Below are 20,864 nucleotides of genomic sequence, written 5' to 3' on the forward strand. Positions count from 1 at the left end.
TCCGGCTACCTCAATCTAAATATCTGCATTTTTCAAGGTTCATCTGAGCCTATTTTTTTGACCCAGTTTTTTCATAGATTATTTGACACTATCAATTTTTTATCACACATAATATTTTAAGTCCACCGAAAAATTAGTTAAATTTAGTAAATTCCAGAGGTTTTAGCAATACAAATTTAGTAAAGGGAATTATAAAATATGACTGTCAGTTGATTTAGAAATATTTGATTTCTTGGGAGAAAAGTGGAAACAGTTCGCAGGAAGTCATGAGTTACAAAAAAGCAATAAGTGGAAGTACAAAAGGAGAGGGAGCAAGCTTTATGGGATTGAAAATTATTGATTGCAAAACAGAATACAGAACAAATCCGTTGGGAATAGATTCCCAAAAGCCAAGATTTTCCTGGAAAATTGAGAGCGATAAGGATAATACCCTGCAAAAAAATTACAGACTGGAAGTAACAAGAACAGATGGTACAGTAATCTGGGATTCAGGGGAAGTAGAAGATTCCGGAATGAGTGAAGTAATTTATGAAGGAATTAAGCTTAAGGCAGGAACAACGTATTACTGGACTGTGAAAACAACTGATAATCATGGTCAGACTGCAGAAAGTGGTAGGAACTTTTTTGAAACAGGTTTTATGGATGAATCTCCTGAGAGCTTCGGAGGTGCAAAATGGATTGGACCATCAAAATACAACCTGAGTTCTGATGTGAGAGGTGTATTTGGATTAAAGGTCAGATTTAAATTTGATGATGAAAGTAACCGCTTCGGTGTGATTTTCGGACGAGGCGATAAGAGAATAAAGGACAGAGATAACTATTTTAAATATGAGTTTGATTGTTCAGAAGAACCCTATAAGCTGAAGATATACAGAGTTGGAATAGCTCCTGAAGACAGAGAAGATGTTCCTTATGCTGAAGTTAATATCTGTGACTATGATGACAAGGATAAAAATCCTATTATTTCTAAGGACAATTTGTATGACGAACATGTTATAGATATTCAGGTTATGGGGAATAGTGCGTATGCGCTTATTGATGAGAAAAGAGTTGATGTCACTGTAACAAAAACGTTTTTTGGAGAAATGGAAGCTCCAAGAGTATTGAATCCTCTGGGCGATAATGATGTAAATACATATCCGAGACTTAACGATATAGGATTTTTTGTCCCTAAAGGACAGGGGGTTACTGTAAACAGGATTGAAGTCAGAAATCTGAGGAAGCCCTATGGCATAGTTTATCTTGATACGAAAACCTATCACATAAATCCTATGCAGGCATCAAATGATTCTTCGTCTATTCTTTTAAGCACAAAGGACAGCGATGCTGTTATAACGGAAAATCCCAGCCATACGTCGATTCCTATGCTAAGAAGTATATTTAGGGTGGAATCAAAAAAACTTGCAAAGGCGAGGCTTTATGCTACTGCAAGGGGAATATATGAGTGCAGCGTAAATGGAAAGCCCGTTACGGACACTTGGTTTAATCCCGGACAGACTCAGTATGACAGACATATGATGTATCAGACCTATGATATTACAGATATGCTTTCTGAAGGTGAGAATGCTATTGGTGTAATTCTTGCATCAGGCTGGTGGAGCGATGCGCAGACATTCGTGCTTGGTAATTATAACTATTACGGAGATCGTGAGTCCTTTCTTGGAAGGATAGAGTTGGAGTATGAAGACGGAAGTGTTCAGAATTATGAGACCAATACTTCTGACTGGAAATATTATGATGAAGGACCATGGACCTACGCCGGATTTTTCCACGGTGAACATTATGATGCAAACAAATATCCGGGAATAAAGGGCTTTGATACGCCTGAATATGACGATTCTAAATGGATGAAGCCCGATGTAATTCCTGTAATACAGATAAGAAAATCGGAAACAATGTCTAAGGGACCTATGCAGTGGCCTGAGGTAAACCTTACAGAACCCTCATTTATCGGACAGATTGGGGATGGAATCAGAGTTTCATATGAGCTTACTGCCAAGTCAGTAACTGAGATAGAAAAAGGTATTTACATCTATGATATGGGTGTAAATGTGGCCGGTGTTCCAAGACTTCATCTCTATGGAGAGAAGGGACAGGTTGCAACTCTTCGATATGCAGAGCTTCTTTATCCTGACATAGCAGAATTTGCAGGAAAAACAGGAACCCTAATGGTTGAAAACCTAAGAGATGCAGACTGCACAGACCTTTACACATTTGCAGGGGATGAAGGCGGAGAGGACTACACACCTAAATTTACATTCAGAGGCTACAGATATATTGAGATTAGTGGGGTTACCAAAAAGCCTGAGCTATCAGAGGTTAAGATGTTGGTGCTCTCATCGGCATATGATATGAGCTCATCGCTTGAAACCTCAGACGAGCTTACAAATAAATTCATTGATAATGTCAGAAGATCACAGCAGTCGAATTTTATTGGAATTCCCACTGACTGTCCTCAAAGAAACGAGAGAATGGGCTGGGATGGTGATACTTCAATTTTTGCAAGAACAGCAACCTTTAATGCCGACACCAGAATGTTCTATGAAAACTGGCTTATGGCAATGAGAGATCTTCAGGAAGAAAATGGAAAATATCCTGATATTGCGCCTGTTGGCGGCGGCTTTGGTGGTTATACCTATGAGAGCTCTGCGCTACATGTGACCTATGAGCTTTTCCAGCAGTATGGTGACATCCAGGTTATCCGGGATAATATTGAAGCTATGAGACTTTTCATGAATTATTCTGAAAAGATGTGGGCGGAAGGTAATCTGGCAGGCGGATTTACACTTGGAGACTGGCTTGCACCTGAGGAGACGGATCTTGGACTTATATGTCATGCTTTTTATGGATATAACGCCTATGTGATGTCAAAAATGGCAAGAGCTATAGGCGATGATAAATATGCTGATGCCTACGGCAGCTTATACGATGAGTTAAAAACATCGTTTAATGATAAGTATTTTGATTACAAAACCGGAAAAACTGCAGATCACACTCAGTGCTCCTACGCATTACCACTTGCTTTTAAAATGGTAAAGGATGAATTTGTACAAAAGGTGGGAGACAGATTAAGCGAGAAGACCAGAGAGACAGGACATCTTGTGAAGACAGGATTTTTTGGAACAGCGCCGCTTAACCCGATGCTCACTATGACAGGACATGAGGATGATGCATTTAAGCTAATGACTCAGACAGCCTGCCCTTCATGGCTATATCCTGTAACTCAGGGTGCCACAAGCATTTGGGAGAGATGGGATTCCTTTACTATAGAGAATGGTTTTGGTGGTCACAATAGCATGAATTCCTTTAACCATTACTCTCTCGGTGCGGTTTTAGAGTGGTTTTACATGTATGTACTTGGAATTCAGAGGGATGAGGATATGCCGGGTTACAGACATTTTTATGTAAAGCCTTGCATAAATACAGCGTATGAGTATGTGAAGGGCCATTTTACCTCGCCTTATGGAGTAATAAAAGCAGAGTGGAAGCATGATAGAGAGACAGGAAAATACACCTATTTACTGGAGGTTCCTGCAGGCGCTTCTGCAACGATTTGTCTTGAGAATAAGGCTACTAAGGTAGGAAGCGGACATCATGAGTTTACTCTGATATGAATAACTTTAGAGGAAATGTGGCAGGGGGGTTGCATATCAGTCCGGAGTGAAATTATATTAAGAAGGAAAAAATATGACAAAAGACATTATTCTAAACAAAACCAAGGCACTTATATGTTTTTACCAGGAAGGCTGCTCCATGTGTTTGGAAGTGGAACCGCTGACTGGTATTCTGGAGAAAAAAGATATTGAGATTATCAAATTTTCCTGCGATGAGTCTCACGAACTTCTTTATGAATTTGGCGGTGATGGGACACCATACTGGGTACTGATTCTTAATGGCGAGATTGCTAAGGGGATTTGTCCTACAGAAAACAGTGATGATTTGTTCTCTTTTCTCACAGATGAGTGCGGAATCTGCCTCTCCGATGATGAATTTAACAATGCGATGCTTGAGGGCAAGGAAAAAAGAGAGTATCAGGAGATGGTAGTAGCAGAAATCCTGTTTCGCTCAAAGGAATCTGACGAAGATAGTCTGACATATGCCGCCAGGCTTAAGATAGTCCGGCCATGTATAGTGTCAGAGACTGACGAGGAGCTTAAAAAGTGCATCAGTGATAACACAAAGCATTTTACCGAAAGACTTAGGGCATCTATGGAAAAAGAGGGTGGAGACACTGAGGCCAGAAGGAGAATACTTGAGAAACTTCCTGAAATGGAAGAAGAAATCTTCAACGAGATTAAAGAGATAAAAGAAATCTCTTCTCATTGAAGATTTCTTAATGCTTCAACGTATTCTTTTAATTTCTGAATAAAAATATCTATTTCTTCTTTTGTATTCTCATAGCTTAGTGTAACACGGATAGAAGAGCGGGCGTCGGCTGCAGACATGCCGATGGCCGTGAGAACATGACTTGGCCGTGAGTTGGATGAGGAGCAGGCTGAGCCGGTGGAAATAAATATTTCATTACCTGATAATAGTTCCATGATTTCTGTGCCATTCACCTGTGGAATTGAAAAATGCGCATTGCCAGGGAGCCTGCCAACGCTGCTTCCGTTCAATTTTGCTCCGGGAATTTCGGAAAGAACCCTTGAAATCAGGTAGTCTCTTAAATCCGTTTCTTTTCTGGATCTCTCTGACAGGTGAATCCTGCTAAGCCTTGCCGCTTCACCAAGACCAATGATCGAAGGGACATTAAGAGTACCGGATCTTAGCCCATGTTCCTGCCCGCCTCCATAAAGGTAAGGTGAAATCCGAACGCCTTTCCTCATATAGAGGAGACCAACTCCTTTAGGAGCGCCAAGCTTGTGACCGCTGGCTGATAAAAGATCGATATTCATGTCATTTACATCTATAGGGATATGCCCAAAAGCCTGCACTGCATCAGTGTGAAAAAGTATTTTCCTGGATCTGCACAGAGCGCCAATGGCTTTAATGTCGGTTATGGTTCCTATCTCGTTATTGGCAGTCATGACGGAAACCAGAGCCGTTTCCTCTTTTAGAGCGCTTTCAATGGAAGAAGCAGAAATATCGCCATTTTCACTCGGTGAGAGAAAAGTGACACTGCGCCCAAGTTCTTCTATTTTTTTACATGGATTTAAAACAGCATGATGTTCTGCCAAAGAAGTAATGATGTGCCGATTCTCAGGCACTGAAAAAATAGCGGTGTTGTCACTTTCTGTACCGCCTGATGTAAAAACTATCTCAGAAGGATCTGCTCCAATTAATTCAGCACAAAACTCCCTGGCTTTTTCAACAGCTTTTTTTGCCTCAAGACCGAAATGGTGTGCGGCAGAAGGATTTGCAAACTGCTGACTAAAATAGGGAAGCATAGCCTCCAGAACTTCCGGATTAACTTTTGTTGTTGCTGCATTATCAAGATATATCATATGTCAATATTTATGAAAATATAATAAAGGTTTAATGGCTCCTTTTAAATAATATTATACAATTAATATAGTATACTTCTAAGCAATAAACAATGATTTAGATGGAAAGGAATAATTGTTACTTAAGCGGGGCTTAGATAAGGCTTTAGTAACAAGGGTCACTGATATGGCTGATAATAAAAAGAAAGATATAAATGAAGTTGTAAGAAATATTGAAGAATTGACGGATAAACAGTTGGAAAAAGTTGCTGGTGGGGTTAAAAAAACTTGTCCGGCCGGACAAGTTTTGGTTGGAAATAAATGCGAGAAAAAAAAGAAACCATGACTTATAATGTATCAGCGAGAAGTAAAGAGGCCAGGCGGTACTATAGGAAATCCTTATAGGAGAGTTTGACATTTTTTCTAAATATGGGTATTCTACGATAATTTAGATTTATAAGGGAGCAATCAGACTGGTTGCTGCCCTTTCGGTTGGCGAATAACTTATGCTAATGCCGGGGACTTTATGGTCTCCGGTATTATTTTGTAAAAAACGAACTTGATCCGGCGGAGCATCTTTCAAACATGTATATACAGAAAAAATGTTTACTACAGATATAGACAAAGCAAGAGAGCTTGTCAGAATTGCCAATGAGAAAAATCTGTATATTGGGGTGGCTCCCGATACTGTTTTGGGTGCCGGGACACAGACCGCCAAACTAGCTTTGGAACGTGGGATGATAGGTGAAGTGACAGGCGGTGTGGTATCGATCAATCGAAACCAGAACCTTAATTCTGAACTTTTCAGATTCCTTCAGGAAGATGGCGGGGCACTATCCTATGACGTGGGGATATATTACATAGCTACTTTGGTATCCCTTCTTGGACCGGTGAAGGAAGTCAGTGGATTCACTGCTCCTGCACCAGTGCATAACAGGGAGCTTTTATTTACTGATGAATCAAAGGACAGCTGGCAGATACCCGGAAGTAATATAGTAGCTGCAACATTGAAATTTGAGAGTGGTGCGCTGGTAAGCCTTCACATCAACGGTAACACCATTAATTCCGAACAGAATCTCATAATGCTGTTTGGAACAAACGGAATTATGAAGGTCGGAAATCCGGATACATTTAGCGGACAGACAGAAATTCTTTTGCCGGAGAACGACTGGGTAACACTTCCGTTTAGCCACGGTTATAACGGCACAAACAAAATGTCCGATCCTATGCCCTTTGACCATTACGGAAGCAGAGGTGTCGGTGTGGCAGAACTTGCTTACTCGATCCGTGCAGGAAGAGTTAACAGATGCAGTAAGGAGTATGGTCTTCATTGTATGGAGATATTGGTGGGAATTGATATCGCCGCAGCATCCGGGAAAATCTATGAGGTGGAATCACGTTTTGAGATGACAGCACTTACTCCCGGCTATTATTCCACTGTATTTGGAGGCTTAGGGAGAGGAGATGCTGAGCGCTCTCTTATGTAAATATAAGGGAATGTTGCAATAAAACATATTAACTTTGCCCCTGATGTAGCCTATATGATAGTAAGACAAATTTGCAAAGGAATTTTTTGCGCTTTATAAAAAGATAATAGAAGTCTAATAGATGTCTAATATTTCCTATCAGCAGATCTTGAAATGATTGAAACATATGCCTATGATTATGATGAAATGGCATATGAAGATGATTCCATCTTAGAAATGACAAGGGGAATTACATCAGATGAATTATGCAGCTATTATTTTGGAGGAATAGGCGTATGAATGAAGATCGGGATCTGACTAAGGGGAAACCATTATCACTGATTTTAAGTTTTGCTTTTTCGTTGATAGTTGGTAATGTTTTTCAGCAGCTCTACATTATTGTAGACAGCATCATTATAGGCCAGAAAGTTGGCGCCAAAGGGCTCTCAGCCATAGGCGGAACTGATTGGTATATATTCCTGGTGAATGGATTTGTCATAGGCTTAATCCAGGGATTTTCAGTTTTATTGGGTAATAAGTATGGGGAAAAAGACGAAGCTGCTTTTTCTCAGTACTATAAAAAGGCTAAGGCAATCTGTTTCGGTCTAACCATATCTCTTGTGGCGCTTCTGCTTGGCACTTCCGGATTTGTACTAAGAGTGCTTGATACAAAAGATGAGGTGTTCTCTTTTGCTAAAACCTACGTTGATGTCATATTTGCAGGGCTTCCTTTTCTTATTTTTTATCAGCTTTTTGCTGCGGTTTTAAGAAGCAGAGGAAACAGCAAAACTCATCTTATGGCGATGACTGTTTCTTCACTGTGCAACATTGTTTTGGACATATTGTTTGTAAGCGCTCTGAATATGGGGATAGGAGGAGCGGCTCTCGGTACAATCCTTTCGGAATGCCTAGTTATGCTTATCTGTGGTTATAACGTATATAAAAACAGGCAGGGCATTGCTGATGCGACTTCCGCAAAGAGCTCCGGATTAAAGAGTGGATTTACCGTGGTAAAAGAGCTGATGACAATTGGCCTTCCAATGGCGCTTCAGAGTGTGATCACTGCAATAGGGGGGCTTATCGTCATCAATAGGATCAATCAGTATGAGCTCTCTTTTCTCACCGGATATACCATAGCAGGAAAAATATATGCACTTCTTGAGATTGCAGCATCTTCTTATGGATTAGCTGTAGTTGCATATGTGTCGCAGAATATGGGGGCAAAAGATTATGAACGTGTACGCAGCGGAGTAAAAGTAAGCGTACTGCTTGGTATTATAACGGCTATTTTATGTTCTGTGGTGATGATCATTTTTGGGCAGCCTTTGATGAAACTATTCATAGATACAGGGACTGCAAACGCCAAGGTATTTTCATATGGATACAATTATCTGCAGGTACTGGCTGCATTTTTCCCGCTTCTCTACATTTTGTATATTGTCAGATCAACCTTGCAGGGTATGGGAAACAGCATAATTCCTATGCTTTCAAGCTTTGCACAGCTGATAATGAGGGTAGCCTGCGCGATTTTCTTAACTCGTATCATAGGATATCATGGTATCTATTTTGGGGAAATCTGTGCCTGGGCACTTGCTGATTGTATTTTGATAATTACATATTTTGTATCTTTGCGGAGCTTGACGATCAATAAGTTGGCCGCTGACGGTGTAATAAATTGATTCAGCATTAAGATTACTTTAAGATGCGCGTAATATCGGAAGATATTGCTAAGGTTATGTACGAAGGACATGATCCGCATGACAAGTATATCGGTGAAATCGTGAAGCAATTCAAATCGAGGGATTGGAGGGGTAAACCATGTTAGAAATATTAAAAGCGAGGTTTCAGGATAATAAGAATCTTCATATGGAACTGAGTTGGCTTGACGTGGAGAAACGTTTGCTTGAGCATCCGGGCTCCATGGATGTTTTGAGAAGGATGGAGGAGAGCGGAGGAGAACCGGATACCATCGGCTATGACGAAAAGACGGGAAAGCTAATTTTCTGCGACTGCGCAAAGGAGTCCCCTTCTGGGCGCAGAAGCCTGTGCTATGACGAAAAGGCATTACAGGGGCGTGCTAAAAACCCGCCGTCAGGCAGCGCCGAATGGAAAGCAAAAGAAATCGGCGTTTTGATCATGACGGAGGAACTCTATCGCCGACTGCAAAGTCTCGGGGAATTTGATTTGAAAACGTCAAGTTGGATCACTACGCCGGATGATATTCGCGACAAGGGCGGTGCATTGTTCTGCGAACGACGTTACGGAACGGTTTTCACATTCCATAACGGGGCGGGTTCGTACTATTCCGTGCGTGGGTTCAGAGGCTATACGCTTATATAAACGAGGAAAAGAGGGTATTTTTGAATACAATGTATGAAAGAAGACAGCGCAAGAAGCTTGAAGAGAAAATAAGTAACTAATGATTTTAGAATATATTTATTGGTTCTTTAGGTTGGATTAAGTTAACTCGTCTATAATGAGACTGTAAGTTGAAAACAGGGCACGTTTTGATCCAGTGAATATGCTTACTGCGAATGGTAGCTCGCAATATAAAATACTCCAAAACTTTTATGATAAACAGGAACAGATAAATGGAGGAATTTTATAATGTTCAAGAAATTAGCAACTATTTTGACAACATGTGCGATAACCGTATCTGCAGTAGCTTGTGGAAGCCAGGCTCAGCAGGTAGACAGTATCCAGACCGATTCATCGGAAAGTACTCAGGAAGAAAGTGCTTCTTCTGAAGAGGTAAAAGAAGAAACTTCAGATTCTGCTGCAGAAACTGAAACAACTACAGATACCGGTTCTACGTTAGAGTTGAGACTTGTCAGTAACACACTTGCTGAAGATGAAGAGAGTCTAGTGGAGACATATACAGATCTTTTTGACCAGCTCACTTATACTGATGAGGAGACGGGTCTTTCTATAACTTATAATCTGTATCTTCCTGAAGGATATGATGAAAATTCAGAATACCCCATGGTTGTGTTTATAGGTGATTCGACAACTGCAGGAACCGATGCGGAGTATTCGCTTACACAGGGGCTTGGTGGTCTTGTATGGGCAACATCAGAATGGCAGTCAGTATATCCGACCATAGTAGCTGTACCAACATATCCTGAAACAATTCTTGATGACCATGATGGATATAGTACAACAGAATATGTTGAGCTCACCAAGAGATTTATTGATTACATGTCAGATGAGTACGCAGTAGATACTGATAGAATCTATGGAACAGGTCAGTCCATGGGATGCATGACGACACTCATACTTGCATCGGAATACCCGGATTTATATGCTGCGTGTATGTTTGTTGATGGTCAGTGGGATACGGAACTTCTTTCAAATCTGGAGGGGCAGACCTTCGTTTATTTTGCAGCTGAAGATGATACAAGTGCATGGACCGGAGCACAGGACCTTATGGCCAGATATGACGCAGATGGCGTCACCTACACATATGCACAATGGGACGGAACATGGTCGGCAGATGAGCTTTCATCAGCTGCATCAGAATTACTCAGTGGAGAAGCTACAGGAGCATACTTCATATCCTGGAAAACAGGAACTATTGATGCAGGAACAGGCAATTCACCCATGGGCGGTGGAGATGGCAGCTTTGGCGAAAGAGGAAACGGCGGGCAGATGAGTTCTTCTGAAGAAGGAGGCCTTTCAAATCCCGAGGCTGCTACAGACGCTTCTTCAGATGTAAGTGAAGATAAGCCGGCTATGGAAATGACCGGCGAGAAGCCTCAAGGAATGATGGGCGGAAATGGTGGAGGCGCCGGAGGCGGAGCTTCATACCATATGGCTTCATTCGACTACGCCTATAACTGTATAGCAGTTATGGAATGGTTGTTCCAGCAGTAGTGTGTTTTTAACGCCGTGATAATTGAAAGGCTTCTATCTTTCTTGAATATAAATAATTTTATGATTTTTCTTGAAAACAATTTTTAATCATATTAGCCTTTTCTTAGGACGTCTGAATCTTACCTGAGAGGAGGCTATTGTTTTGAATAAAGAGCAATTACATCAGTACATTACCGAAAGTAGCGGGAACGAGAGCAACATCTGTCAGATATATGCAATTAAAGATGGCTCTACTGTTTATGATGATTGCTGGAATGGCTTTAAAACAATAGATGCGATGAATGTCAATTCCGTGACCAAAGGTGTGATGGGGCTGCTTGTCACGCTATAAGGGAAAAAAGGAGATGAATATATGTATACGGTAACCTTAGGAGATGCTCTAACTGTAATGGGGGCATTTGGCATTAATATGGATTATACGGTTCGTTTGAAACTTAGATTGCGGGATAAGATCGACGATGAGATTCTGAAGGGAGCAGTTGATAAGACTAGGCAGAGGTATCCCTATCTCTGCGTGCGGATGAAAAAGGACAATGAAAATTTTTACTATGAGGAAAATCCTGCACCCATTTCCGTTCTTCATACAGACAGCAGTATCAGGCTGAATACGGAAGAGAGCAATTTTCATGTCTGGTGTGTCTGCTATTACGAGGATTGGATCTGCCTGGATTTCTATCATGGGATAACTGACGGATTCGGTATGTATATGGTGCTGGCTACGATGTTGTATTATTATTGCGAAAAACGTTACGGTGTAACGGATCATACGGGAATTCGCACTCTTGAAGACTCTATCCTACTGGAAGAGACAATTGACCCAATGGAGCATCTGCCCTCAATTGATCTCTCAGGCAGACAAGCACCTGCGACCGTGCCGGTGTTCTCTTTAGCCTCAGACGCAGGGCTGACACCGTCTTCACCGCAGATTTGGGATATTGAGATACCAGAAGCGGCATTTGTCTCTTTTAGCTCAGCCAATGACGCCAGCCCAGGCACTATGATTTCGATCCTGTTTGCCAGAGCTATTGACGCATTATATCCAGAACGTAAGAAGATTATCATGAGTCGATATTCGGTCAATGCAAGACCTATGCTTCACGCGGAAAAAACTCACCACAACTGCCTTTCTGGTGTTGCTTTTCCATACACAGATCGCGTGAAGTCCATGCCTTTTGAAACACAATGTACGGTTCATCGCGGTGCGACATTTATTCAAAGTGATGCGGACAAAGTCTGCGGCCAGTTGATTGGGGTTGCAAGCTATGTACGATCGATTCTGCAGGGATTACCGACTTTGGAGGCAAAAAAGCGAGCCTTCGGACAGATGATGAGTGGAAGAGGTACCGCCTTTACGTATATGGTAAGCTATGTTGGCCAGTGGAAGCTTGGAGCACTTAGTCCATACATTCTGGAATTTTGGACACATGTTCCATCTGCCAATCCACTAGTGACAGAGATTGCTGCCATCAATGGGAAAATCTTCCTTTCGGTACATCAGACTTTCAGGGAAGATATTATCATAAAGAGTTTTCTGAGTCAGCTGGAGGAAAATGGAATCCACTACCAGCTTCGGCAGCCGGTGAAACCAGACAATGCCGGGTTCATCGAGCCGGAAATAGAATCATAAATGGCTCGGGAAGATACGTTTTTTAACAATATTTTCAAAAAGGTAATTCATATTGGAAGTTACAGGTGTTAGGAGAGCTTTGCTATGAACAAGAATGAGAGCAAGTATTTTAAGTCAGCGGAAAAAATGCATACAGCGTTACTGACACTTCTTGACAGTAAAGATTTTGAACTTATTTCTGTTAAGGAGATATGTGAAACCGCTGGCGTTAACAGATCCACCTTTTATCTTCACTATGATAATGTAAATGATCTTCTGCATGAAACGGTGGAAGCTGTATATAAAGATTTCTTTGGGCGCTTTGGTGCTGAGGGGCCTGGAGCACTTGATATTGATGAAAAAAATGAGGATGAGCTATTTCTTGTAACACCCAAGTATCTGATGCCATATCTGGATTTTGTGGAAGAGAACCGCAAGCTCTTTTATCTGATGTATGAAAAGAACGAAATGATGGGCGCAGAAAAGACCTATGAAACCTGGTTTAAAACAATATTCGGCCCCATTCTTACAAGGTTTGGAGTTCCCCAAAAAGAACAGCCACTTATCATGGTCTTTTATCTTAAGGGCATTATCGGAGTTGTCACTGAGTGGGTACGAGGTGGATGTACCGAGTCAAAAGATGAGATCATAAGCGTCATACAGAAGTGTATCATCAAGCCATAACGCAGTAAAAACACTATATCGAATTTACAAATCAACACTTTTTACAAAACGTGTCGGGACCTGTACTCCTGAAATCAACACATTTTGCAAAAAGTGTTGTTCTTTTTATGTGCTCATTTTCCTATAATGACTTCAAGCTAAAAGCAAAGAGCGAAAAAACAAATTGAGAATAAGAAAGGAAAAGATAAATGAGCAAAACAAATAAGATGTATCTGGTAACAGGAGCAGCAGGATTTCTTGGAAGCACAGTCTGCAGAAAGCTTGTTGAAAGAAATGAAAAAGTAAGGGCGTTTGTCCTTGAAGGCGACAAGTCAGCAAAATATCTCCCTGAGGAAGTTGAAATAGCATACGGCGATCTCTGCAACAAAGATGACCTGGAAAGATTCTTTGAGACACCTGAAGATACGGAAGTAATTGTGCTTCATATAGCGAGCATCGTAACAGTAAATCCTGATTACAGTCAGAAAGTCATGGATGTAAATGTCGGTGGAACAGAAAACATCATAGAGATGTGCAGGAAGCACAATGTATCAAAGCTTGTCTATTGCTCATCAACAGGAGCAATACCTGAGGAAGAAAAAGGAACCATAAGAGAGTGCGAAGGATCTATACCCCTTGACCCTGAGAGGATCAAAGGATGCTACTCATTGTCCAAGGCAATGGCAACAAATGTGGTCCTTAAGGCAGCGAAGGAAGGCCTTAACGCCTGCGTAGTTCATCCATCAGGAATTCTTGGGCCTGAGGATTTTGCAATGGGCGAGACCACCAAGACTTTAGTTGACATCATCAATGGAGAGATGCCTGCCGGAATCGATGGAAGTTTTAACCTGTGTGATGTAAGGGACCTGGCTGACGGACTCATTGGGGCAGCTGATAAGGGCAAAAGCGGAGAGTGCTACATCCTTGGAAATGAGCCTGTTAGTTTTAAGGATTTTACAAAGCTTGTTTCAGAGGAGAGCGGTTGCAAGCAGATGAAGTTCTTTTTACCAATATCAGTAGCAAACCTGATTGCCGGGGTACTTGAGAAAAAGGCTAAGAAGACTGGAGAAAAGCCTCTTATGACAACATTCTCCGTTTACAACCTTGCAAGAAACAACCGATTTGATTCAAGTAAAGCAAGTAAGGACCTTGGTTATACCACAAGGTCTTATAGAGAGACTATACGTGACGAGATCAGATGGCTAAAAGAAACAGGAAAGATCGCATAAAAAGGACATTCAAGAGAAAAGAAGGAGAAGAATACGATGAACGATTTAGATAAGGTTTATGCAGAAAGTGTTGCAAAGGATTACATGCCAAAGGAAACAAATAAGGTAAGGCAGCTTAAAAAGCTTGATGAAAGAGCAAAGCTTCCGGCATTTATAACAGCCATGACACTTGGAATTATTGGGACTTTGATCTTTGGCGCAGGGATGTGCTTTGGACTTAGCGTCTTTGGAACAGGAGTAATTTTCATGGTCATCGGGGTGCTTCTTGGAATAGTAGGTGCTGCTGTCTGTATCATCAACTATCCTTTATACAAAAAGCTCCTTAAAAAGGGTAAGGAAAAATATGCCTTTGAGATTCTGGAACTTGCTAAAGAGATAACAGGAGAAGCACAATAAAGCATACCAGTGCCTTTTCGATGAAAAAATATTCTTGAAAGGGCACTTTTTTTGAGTTTCTATTTCAATTTTAATGTATAAGCAGTTTGTAGGGGGGAAGAGAAGTTGAAACACATATAATTATACTGTAAAATGTATATACACAATTAGGAGGTGATTCTATGGAACAGGTAGTAATAAGATCCTGGGGAAACAGTCAGGGTATTAGAATTCCAAAGGATATACTTGATAAAATGCAGTTGAAAATCTCTGATGTACTGGACATCGAAATAAAGGATGACACAATTGTGCTGAAGAAGCAGTTTGTTCATAAAACTTTTGAAGAAAGGTTGGCAGAATTTAACGGAGAAATAACAGTTTGCGATTTTGACTGGGGCGAACCGGTAGGGAGAGAGATTTTATGACGGAGTTTAATCAAGGGGACATAATTAAGATTAACGGATTTAAAAAGCAGTTATTTGTAATTGTTAGTAAAAATGCATTTATAAGAGCAACGGGTATTTTTCATGTATGTCCAATGATTTCAGGGATTCCGGCAGGACCAATACATCTAGAGGTTAAAGGTAAGAATGGTGAGTCGGGCACAGTAATCTGTGAGCAGATAAAGGCCATTGACCCCAAGGCAAGAGGATGTAACCGAGTTGATTTGCTTTCATATGAAAACATAATGAATGTATCCGATGCTGTTCAGGGAATATTCGAGTATGACTAAACAAGTTTATGCCTGCGCATCCTTGATCGGAGCTTTGGTATGCTCCCTGTGCTGGTCATTTCTTAGTCCCATGACATCCATGCTGATTGGAGCTTTGACAATCATGGTTCTTCGTAACCTGGCTGCCCATTACAGATGGAGCCTTCCAAAGATAGAGTAAACTATGCCGCATGCCTAGATTTATATGATGTTGATATTTCCACTTTAAATGGTGTTCGAGGGAGATTTTTAGGAAACGCGATTTGCATTTATGGGGAACTTTTGCTAAAATTGCGACCGATTACATTATTTAAGGAGGGAATATATAATGAAATGTATGAAAAAAATCGCTTGTCTGGTGCTCGCGGGGATCATGAGCATCACACTCGCACAGCCGATGGATGTTAAGGCAGCAAGCTCAACAATATCTTTCGGTACAGAGTACACGGAAACCAATACCAGAGGCATCTGGAATTATAGCTCTGTAACAAACAATTTTCCGGAGGGAGAAAATTGTAGAACCATCAATACTGAATCTGCCGGACGTATCATAATCACCGGTAGCTCAAATGCAGATGTAAGAATTTATCTCTATAACAGCTACGGCGGATCAGAGATTCAGAACAAATCAACAAGCAAGGGAAGATTCACTATATCAGCCAATGTTACAGCCGGCGCACATTACCTGAAGCTTTGGGATACATTTGGCCGTGGCGCTACAGTAAAGTATAACGTAACTTTCACCCCTAACAAGATTTTTACAAAGAAGAAGGGACTTGCCTTTAATAAGGAAAACACAGAATACTTATTGGGCTGCACTTACACTACCGCAACAAATAACCGCAAATCATCAGAGAATTGCCGTAAGATCGTAATACCCCGCGGGAAGAAGAAACTGAAAATCACCGCTTATGGTTTGGGCGAAGGTAATTCTGATGTTCGTGTATACATATACAACAGCAAGGGCAAGAGAGTTCTCGCCAACTGGTCAGTTTGCAACGGTAAAAAAACCAAAACAATCAATGTGAAAAAAGGCACTTACTATATTAAGTTCTGGGAATGCTTCGGTGACAACACTGAGTTCCACTACAAACTAAAAGTTAAATAATTTGGCTGATTTGCCTTAAAGGAAAGTCCCATTTTCTGTATTTGATGCAGAAGATGGGACTTTGTGTTGACAAATTTAATCCATGGATTTATATTGAATACATATTCAATGAATATGTATTCAATTTTGTGGCGAAGCGGGGTAAGGATATGAAAAAAATAGTTATTATCGGTGGTGGGGTTGCAGGACTAGCAGCAGGTATCTATGCCAGAATTTGTGGTATGGATGCAGAAATCTATGAAAAGAACGCTATTCCCGGCGGGGAGTGCATAGGCTGGAGAAGAAAGGGCTTTGTTATCGACAATTGTATCCACTGGCTTACAGGTACCAAAAAAGGAACAGAACTCAATGATGTCTGGAAAGAGGTTGGGGCTCTTTTAGATGATACAGAATATGCGCCTCTTAATTCTTTTTTCACTTCCTGGCATGGTGACAAGAAAGCAACACTCTGGGTTGATCTTGATAGGACCAGAAGAGAACTGACAGAGCTTTCTCCTGAAGATAAGGAAGAGATAGACAAATTCATTGATTATGTTGAGTACTCCAAGAAGTGCGTCATGCCTGCAGCTAAGCCTCTGGATATGTTTGGCTTTATGGACTACATTAACTACGGTAAAGAGATGGGTGAGTTCGTGAATGTTATGAAGGAACTTGGAAATCTTTCTCTTAAGGAATACAGTAAGAGATTTAAATCGCCTCTTATCAGGAAGATGCTCTGTGACTATCTTCCGGGGGATTATACAGCATATTCACTACTTGTTTCATATGCTACTATAGCTGATGGTAACGGTAGCATTCCGGTTGGAGGATCTCTGGAGCTGTCCCTTAGAATGGAGAAACGCTTCAAGGATCTTGGTGGCAGAATTTTCTACAACAAGCCTGCACAGAAGTTAAATATTGAGAAGAAAAAAGTGGTTTCAATGCTTCTTGAGGATGGAACGACAGTCACAGGTGATGTGTTTATCTGTACCGCAGATACTGTAGTTCTTTTCAAAAAGCTTATAGATGAAAAGTATATGCCTAAACTTTATAAGAAGGCTTATGAGTCTTCCGAGGAATATCGTGCCATCAGTGGATTTCAGGTAGCTTTTGCAGCAGATAAAAAGTTCAATCCCGGGGAGACTGTGTTTATCGACATCGAGCCTCTTAAGGTCGGCGCAGGTACTTTTGACAGAATGTATGTTAAGGTTTACGGTTATGATGATACCTTTGTTAATGGGGACAGACAGGTGATCCAGACTAATATTTTCCAGAGTGATGCGGATTATGAGTGGTGGAAGTCTCTTACAAAGGAGGAGTACAATAGGGCAAAAGAGGAACTGGCAGAGGCAGTAAGGACAAGGATTGAGACTGCATTTCCGGAGACTATTGGTACAATGGAATATCTGGATGCCTGGACACCTCTTACTTATGAGAGATATTGCAACGCATATCATGGCAGCTACATGAGCTTTATGACTACACCTGGCAGTAAGACTATCAGAGTAAAGGGCTACATTAAGGGTATTAAAAACCTTTGCTTTGCAGGCCAGTGGAGCAACCAGCCCGGCGGACTTCCGGTAGCTGTAACCAATGGTAAATTTGCAATTCAGAGAATGTTTAGTAGAAAAGAATTTGAGGAAAGAATAAATGACCAGAGAAGAGCAGAAGGAAGAGAGGCGGAAAGAGATACTTATGACAGCATTGCAGCTGTTTGTGGAAAAAGGGTATCATGAGACCAAAGTAAGTGATATTGCTGCTGCGGTTCCTATGAGTACAGGACTAATGTTCCATTACTTTAAGTCCAAAGAGGAACTGCTGGCAGCCTTGGTTACCATGGGCATGGAGTACACAAAGGCCACTGCCGGAGGTGAGGGCATCCCTGCGGATATTTTTCTTAAAGGAATGCTGGATGAGCTCTTTAAATATGCCAAGTTACAGCCCTTTGTCAGCAATATGTTTGTTCTTATGGCCCAAGCCCGAAGGGCTGGAATGCCTGAGCATATCAGAAAGCTTGCTATGTCTGTGGAGGCAGTTGATAACACTGCCAAGGCAATCAAAAAGGGACAGAAAGAGGGAGTTTTCAGAGAGGGCAATCCCAAACTCCTGGCATTATGCTTCTGGTCAGCCTTCCAGGGTATAATGGAAGAAATGACCATTGATAAAAGCCTCGAAACGCCGGATTCCGAGTGGCTTATGGGGATTTTGCGTAAATAGCTCAAGTTTAACTATGCAGCAACAAAATCACCATGACGTAGCAAAGTCACAAAGAAGAAGCTTAATCAGCCGCTATATTATCAGCAAAATTTATAAGCGCAGCCTCTATTCTGCTATAGTCAGAAGCATCGAAAATAGGCGAAAATGGGGGAACCGGTATGATAAAAACTCTTAAATGGGGAAAACAGCATATTTTTTCAATTACGATTTTTGTCATTATCGGATTCGTTCTTTTATCAGGATCGTTAGCTCTCCTTCATCTTAGGCTCAGAGTTTTTGTATATCAGGTCTTTGTAGTCATAGCGCTTCTTGGAATTCTCATCGGAATAATCCAGCTTATACGACGACAATCTAATAAAGCCGCAAGGGCAGCTGCCTATATTGCAACTGTAGCAGTACTTGTAGCTGGAGCATTCTTTATGTACCTCCCAGCCGTCCTATTCTTTCTTGGACAAACAGAAACAACGGTATATATTGATGGGGTAAAGTATTCGGCTCACACCTATGAATTCTTGGATAGATTTGTTTATTACTACGATTACAAAAATTTCCTGATATCCGGAAATGTGCTTCGAATGGAAGATGACTACCCGGGGTGCATTATTGGTGATCCAATTAGGACTGTCTATGATGAATATGGAAATGGGATAGTTATTCAGGGGAAGGGTGGCTGAATCCTTCATTTTTAGCGCGTTGACTGATTTGGTAAAGGGTTAATCGATGATTGAACACATGGATATTGCGCTATGACAATTATGTCATTAAGGAGAAATGGTATTATGGAACTTAATTCAAAGGTGAAAGCAGCTCTTATTAAAATGGATTTCGTACGAAAGTATGAAGAATTGCATTTAACACATTTGTGGCATTTGATTTAACAGATATGCGATACCTTACTTTACTAATCTGTTCATATTCATGTAAAATCTAGACCTACCTCTAAAAAGAATCTAAGCATTATACACCTCCAAACAAAAAGATACCCAGACAATGGGTACCTTCTGTCATGTCGGTTCCATCATCTGGGTATCAGTTTATTTATCATCTTAATCCCTGAAGTAAATTACGTGTATCAGCCTTTTTTCCAGGTGCAGCTTTTGCATAGATATTTGTCGTATTTATACTGCTGTGGTGGAGTTTTTCCTTTAGAAGCAGTATATCCTTATCGCTTGCAGCATAAAAACTCATCGCAAAGCTTGATCTAAGCTTATGTGGTGTTATTGTCTGTCCTAAGGTACTTCCAAGTCCTGCAATAGCATATTTCTTGACAAGAATCTCTACAGCTCTTACTCCCAGGCGTTCTCCTTTGAGGGTTGTGAATGCCGGAATATGGTCGCTGTCCATGTCATATTTTGCAAGCTGAGCTGAAAAATATTCCTGTAAGCATGCGGCACACTCATCAGAATAGTAGACTATGTCCTGATCCCCGCCTTTTCTCATGACAAGTACGTTGCAGTCATCGAAATTATAATCTCCAATATCCGTGGAAAGCATTTCCGATACTCTAAGTCCGGTGTCAAGCAAAAGCAGGATCATTGCGAGATCCCTTAAAACAAAACGATCATGATGCCGAGCAGCTTTTCCTTCAAGATTTGCCCCGGTTCTTACTTCATCAAGCAGCATTGCCTGTTGCTCATTTGTCAGGTAAATAAGCTTTTTCTCTGCAAGTTTCTTTTGTCTTGTTGCAGCTGCCGGGTTCGCAGTCAGTTTTCCGTTGGTTATAAAATAACTGAACATGGATGAGAGCGTTGCCCTAAGACGTCTAACGGTTGAATCATTATGTTTCTGCGGCACCTCGTTTTTTTCCTTAATATCCGTTCTGACCTTTTTATATCGGCGATCCCTGGTGCTGCGGATCCTTGTAAGATATCTGTTTATATCCAGGGCTTTTAGTTTTGACAGGTCTTCCAGAGAAATATCTTTTATGTCTGTACCGTCGAATTCTGCATGATTATAGACCAGAAAACTGAGAAAATCATAGATATCCCTTGAATATTGAAGCATGGTCGATGGATTGTCTGAGTCTCTGAAATTAAAAATAAAATCCGTGACAAAATCCGGCATCTTATCAAGTAATTCATTTATTCTGTCTGAGTAATTAACAATATTGTTTGCCATATCCAGCCTCTTTCATGGAAATTTCGATGTCACATACAGTATAACATAAAAAATACGTTTTGCTTGCGCAAAACAAAAATATTACGCATAGATAA

22 protein-coding genes are annotated in these 20,864 nt (G+C 40.9%); 20 read left to right on the forward strand and 2 right to left on the reverse strand.

Translation table 11 applies throughout. From position 1 onward, the window contains the following. Positions 1 to 266 precede the first annotated feature (266 nt). Positions 267 to 3,614 (forward strand): alpha-L-rhamnosidase, encoded by a 3,348-nt coding sequence (locus G622_RS23535; protein WP_026511786.1) that lies wholly within the window; start codon positions 267 to 269, stop codon positions 3,612 to 3,614. A 73-nt stretch (positions 3,615 to 3,687) separates the two neighbouring features. Then, entirely contained in the window at positions 3,688 to 4,326 is a 639-nt protein-coding gene (locus G622_RS0117660; protein ID WP_026511787.1) for a hypothetical protein, read from the forward strand. Here G622_RS0117660 and G622_RS23540 read toward each other — a convergent pair. Next, positions 4,320 to 5,444: a cysteine desulfurase family protein gene (locus G622_RS23540; protein WP_044957999.1), complete on the reverse strand. Its 1,125-nt coding sequence runs from the start codon at positions 5,442 to 5,444 to the stop codon at positions 4,320 to 4,322. The genes G622_RS0117660 and G622_RS23540 overlap by 7 nt on opposite strands. A gap of 166 nt (positions 5,445 to 5,610) precedes the next feature. Between G622_RS23540 and G622_RS0117670 the strand changes: the two genes are divergently transcribed. The 18 genes from G622_RS0117670 to G622_RS0117755 all read left to right on the forward strand — a co-directional run bounded on the left by G622_RS0117670 (position 5,611) and on the right by G622_RS0117755 (position 19,325). Then, entirely contained in the window at positions 5,611 to 5,769 is a 159-nt protein-coding gene (locus tag G622_RS0117670; RefSeq protein WP_155831546.1) for a bacteriocin, read from the forward strand. 256 nt (positions 5,770 to 6,025) lie between these two features. Further along, positions 6,026 to 6,910: a Gfo/Idh/MocA family protein gene (locus G622_RS0117675; protein WP_026511789.1), complete on the forward strand. Its 885-nt coding sequence runs from the start codon at positions 6,026 to 6,028 to the stop codon at positions 6,908 to 6,910. A 153-nt stretch (positions 6,911 to 7,063) separates the two neighbouring features. Continuing rightward, a complete protein-coding gene (locus tag G622_RS26735) occupies positions 7,064 to 7,189 on the forward strand; it encodes a hypothetical protein (protein WP_255347433.1) in 126 nt (41 codons plus the stop codon). Beyond that, positions 7,186 to 8,568 (forward strand): MATE family efflux transporter, encoded by a 1,383-nt coding sequence (locus G622_RS23545; RefSeq protein ID WP_044958000.1) that lies wholly within the window; start codon positions 7,186 to 7,188, stop codon positions 8,566 to 8,568. The genes G622_RS26735 and G622_RS23545 overlap by 4 nt, the downstream gene beginning before the upstream one ends. Positions 8,569 to 8,707: 139 nt before the next feature. Beyond that, positions 8,708 to 9,229, forward strand: a complete 522-nt coding sequence (locus G622_RS0117690; protein ID WP_026511790.1) for a DUF4256 domain-containing protein — start codon at positions 8,708 to 8,710, stop codon at positions 9,227 to 9,229. Between the two features lie 267 nt (positions 9,230 to 9,496). Next, a complete protein-coding gene (locus G622_RS24910; RefSeq protein ID WP_049945937.1) occupies positions 9,497 to 10,762 on the forward strand; it encodes an alpha/beta hydrolase-fold protein in 1,266 nt (421 codons plus the stop codon). Positions 10,763 to 10,904: 142 nt separating this feature from the next. After that, positions 10,905 to 11,093, forward strand: a complete 189-nt coding sequence (locus G622_RS0117700) for a hypothetical protein (RefSeq protein ID WP_026511791.1) — start codon at positions 10,905 to 10,907, stop codon at positions 11,091 to 11,093. A 21-nt stretch (positions 11,094 to 11,114) separates the two neighbouring features. Continuing rightward, positions 11,115 to 12,389, forward strand: coding sequence for a hypothetical protein (locus G622_RS0117705; RefSeq protein WP_026511792.1), 1,275 nt, complete (start codon positions 11,115 to 11,117; stop codon positions 12,387 to 12,389). An 84-nt stretch (positions 12,390 to 12,473) separates the two neighbouring features. Next, positions 12,474 to 13,052, forward strand: a complete 579-nt coding sequence (locus tag G622_RS0117710) for a TetR/AcrR family transcriptional regulator (protein WP_026511793.1) — start codon at positions 12,474 to 12,476, stop codon at positions 13,050 to 13,052. Between the two features lie 188 nt (positions 13,053 to 13,240). Beyond that, positions 13,241 to 14,260 (forward strand): NAD-dependent epimerase/dehydratase family protein, encoded by a 1,020-nt coding sequence (locus G622_RS0117715; protein ID WP_026511794.1) that lies wholly within the window; start codon positions 13,241 to 13,243, stop codon positions 14,258 to 14,260. Positions 14,261 to 14,296: 36 nt separating this feature from the next. Continuing rightward, positions 14,297 to 14,656, forward strand: coding sequence for a dihydropteridine reductase (locus G622_RS0117720; RefSeq protein WP_026511795.1), 360 nt, complete (start codon positions 14,297 to 14,299; stop codon positions 14,654 to 14,656). A gap of 161 nt (positions 14,657 to 14,817) precedes the next feature. Then, a complete protein-coding gene (locus G622_RS0117725; RefSeq protein WP_026511796.1) occupies positions 14,818 to 15,060 on the forward strand; it encodes an AbrB/MazE/SpoVT family DNA-binding domain-containing protein in 243 nt (80 codons plus the stop codon). Beyond that, a complete protein-coding gene (locus G622_RS0117730) occupies positions 15,057 to 15,368 on the forward strand; it encodes a type II toxin-antitoxin system PemK/MazF family toxin (protein WP_026511797.1) in 312 nt (103 codons plus the stop codon). The genes G622_RS0117725 and G622_RS0117730 overlap by 4 nt, the downstream gene beginning before the upstream one ends. Continuing rightward, on the forward strand, positions 15,361 to 15,528 hold the full coding sequence (locus G622_RS25970) for a hypothetical protein (protein WP_155831547.1): 168 nt from the start codon (positions 15,361 to 15,363) through the stop codon (positions 15,526 to 15,528). The genes G622_RS0117730 and G622_RS25970 overlap by 8 nt, the downstream gene beginning before the upstream one ends. Positions 15,529 to 15,675: 147 nt before the next feature. Next, positions 15,676 to 16,455, forward strand: a complete 780-nt coding sequence (locus G622_RS0117740) for a hypothetical protein (protein ID WP_026511798.1) — start codon at positions 15,676 to 15,678, stop codon at positions 16,453 to 16,455. Positions 16,456 to 16,604: 149 nt separating this feature from the next. Continuing rightward, positions 16,605 to 18,170, forward strand: a complete 1,566-nt coding sequence (locus G622_RS0117745) for a phytoene desaturase family protein (protein ID WP_026511799.1) — start codon at positions 16,605 to 16,607, stop codon at positions 18,168 to 18,170. Then, on the forward strand, positions 18,130 to 18,651 hold the full coding sequence (locus G622_RS0117750) for a TetR/AcrR family transcriptional regulator (RefSeq protein WP_242833021.1): 522 nt from the start codon (positions 18,130 to 18,132) through the stop codon (positions 18,649 to 18,651). The genes G622_RS0117745 and G622_RS0117750 overlap by 41 nt, the downstream gene beginning before the upstream one ends. 158 nt (positions 18,652 to 18,809) lie before the next feature. Beyond that, on the forward strand, positions 18,810 to 19,325 hold the full coding sequence (locus tag G622_RS0117755; RefSeq protein WP_026511801.1) for a hypothetical protein: 516 nt from the start codon (positions 18,810 to 18,812) through the stop codon (positions 19,323 to 19,325). Between the two features lie 367 nt (positions 19,326 to 19,692). Here G622_RS0117755 and G622_RS0117765 read toward each other — a convergent pair whose 3' ends face one another. Beyond that, on the reverse strand, positions 19,693 to 20,769 hold the full coding sequence (locus G622_RS0117765; protein WP_026511802.1) for a tyrosine-type recombinase/integrase: 1,077 nt from the start codon (positions 20,767 to 20,769) through the stop codon (positions 19,693 to 19,695). Positions 20,770 to 20,864 lie beyond the last annotated feature (95 nt).

Source organism: Butyrivibrio sp. LC3010 (assembly GCF_000424385.1).
In the GTDB taxonomy this organism is placed as follows: domain Bacteria; phylum Bacillota; class Clostridia; order Lachnospirales; family Lachnospiraceae; genus Butyrivibrio.

Excerpts from the sequence above, each read along its gene's own strand:
- G622_RS23535 (WP_026511786.1), top strand. The coding sequence starts at position 267 with ATGAGTTACAAAAAAGCAATAAGTGGAAGTACAAAAGGAGAGGGAGCA.
- G622_RS0117660 (WP_026511787.1), top strand. The coding sequence starts at position 3,688 with ATGACAAAAGACATTATTCTAAACAAAACCAAGGCACTTATATGTTTT.
- G622_RS23540 (WP_044957999.1), bottom strand. The coding sequence starts at position 5,444 with ATGATATATCTTGATAATGCAGCAACAACAAAAGTTAATCCGGAAGTT.
- G622_RS0117670 (WP_155831546.1), top strand. The coding sequence starts at position 5,611 with ATGGCTGATAATAAAAAGAAAGATATAAATGAAGTTGTAAGAAATATT.
- G622_RS0117675 (WP_026511789.1), top strand. The coding sequence starts at position 6,026 with ATGTTTACTACAGATATAGACAAAGCAAGAGAGCTTGTCAGAATTGCC.
- G622_RS26735 (WP_255347433.1), top strand. The coding sequence starts at position 7,064 with ATGATTGAAACATATGCCTATGATTATGATGAAATGGCATATGAAGAT.
- G622_RS23545 (WP_044958000.1), top strand. The coding sequence starts at position 7,186 with ATGAATGAAGATCGGGATCTGACTAAGGGGAAACCATTATCACTGATT.
- G622_RS0117690 (WP_026511790.1), top strand. The coding sequence starts at position 8,708 with ATGTTAGAAATATTAAAAGCGAGGTTTCAGGATAATAAGAATCTTCAT.
- G622_RS24910 (WP_049945937.1), top strand. The coding sequence starts at position 9,497 with ATGTTCAAGAAATTAGCAACTATTTTGACAACATGTGCGATAACCGTA.
- G622_RS0117705 (WP_026511792.1), top strand. The coding sequence starts at position 11,115 with ATGTATACGGTAACCTTAGGAGATGCTCTAACTGTAATGGGGGCATTT.
- G622_RS0117710 (WP_026511793.1), top strand. The coding sequence starts at position 12,474 with ATGAACAAGAATGAGAGCAAGTATTTTAAGTCAGCGGAAAAAATGCAT.
- G622_RS0117715 (WP_026511794.1), top strand. The coding sequence starts at position 13,241 with ATGAGCAAAACAAATAAGATGTATCTGGTAACAGGAGCAGCAGGATTT.
- G622_RS0117720 (WP_026511795.1), top strand. The coding sequence starts at position 14,297 with ATGAACGATTTAGATAAGGTTTATGCAGAAAGTGTTGCAAAGGATTAC.
- G622_RS0117725 (WP_026511796.1), top strand. The coding sequence starts at position 14,818 with ATGGAACAGGTAGTAATAAGATCCTGGGGAAACAGTCAGGGTATTAGA.
- G622_RS0117730 (WP_026511797.1), top strand. The coding sequence starts at position 15,057 with ATGACGGAGTTTAATCAAGGGGACATAATTAAGATTAACGGATTTAAA.
- G622_RS25970 (WP_155831547.1), top strand. The coding sequence starts at position 15,361 with ATGACTAAACAAGTTTATGCCTGCGCATCCTTGATCGGAGCTTTGGTA.
- G622_RS0117740 (WP_026511798.1), top strand. The coding sequence starts at position 15,676 with ATGAAATGTATGAAAAAAATCGCTTGTCTGGTGCTCGCGGGGATCATG.
- G622_RS0117745 (WP_026511799.1), top strand. The coding sequence starts at position 16,605 with ATGAAAAAAATAGTTATTATCGGTGGTGGGGTTGCAGGACTAGCAGCA.
- G622_RS0117750 (WP_242833021.1), top strand. The coding sequence starts at position 18,130 with ATGACAGCATTGCAGCTGTTTGTGGAAAAAGGGTATCATGAGACCAAA.
- G622_RS0117755 (WP_026511801.1), top strand. The coding sequence starts at position 18,810 with ATGATAAAAACTCTTAAATGGGGAAAACAGCATATTTTTTCAATTACG.
- G622_RS0117765 (WP_026511802.1), bottom strand. The coding sequence starts at position 20,769 with ATGGCAAACAATATTGTTAATTACTCAGACAGAATAAATGAATTACTT.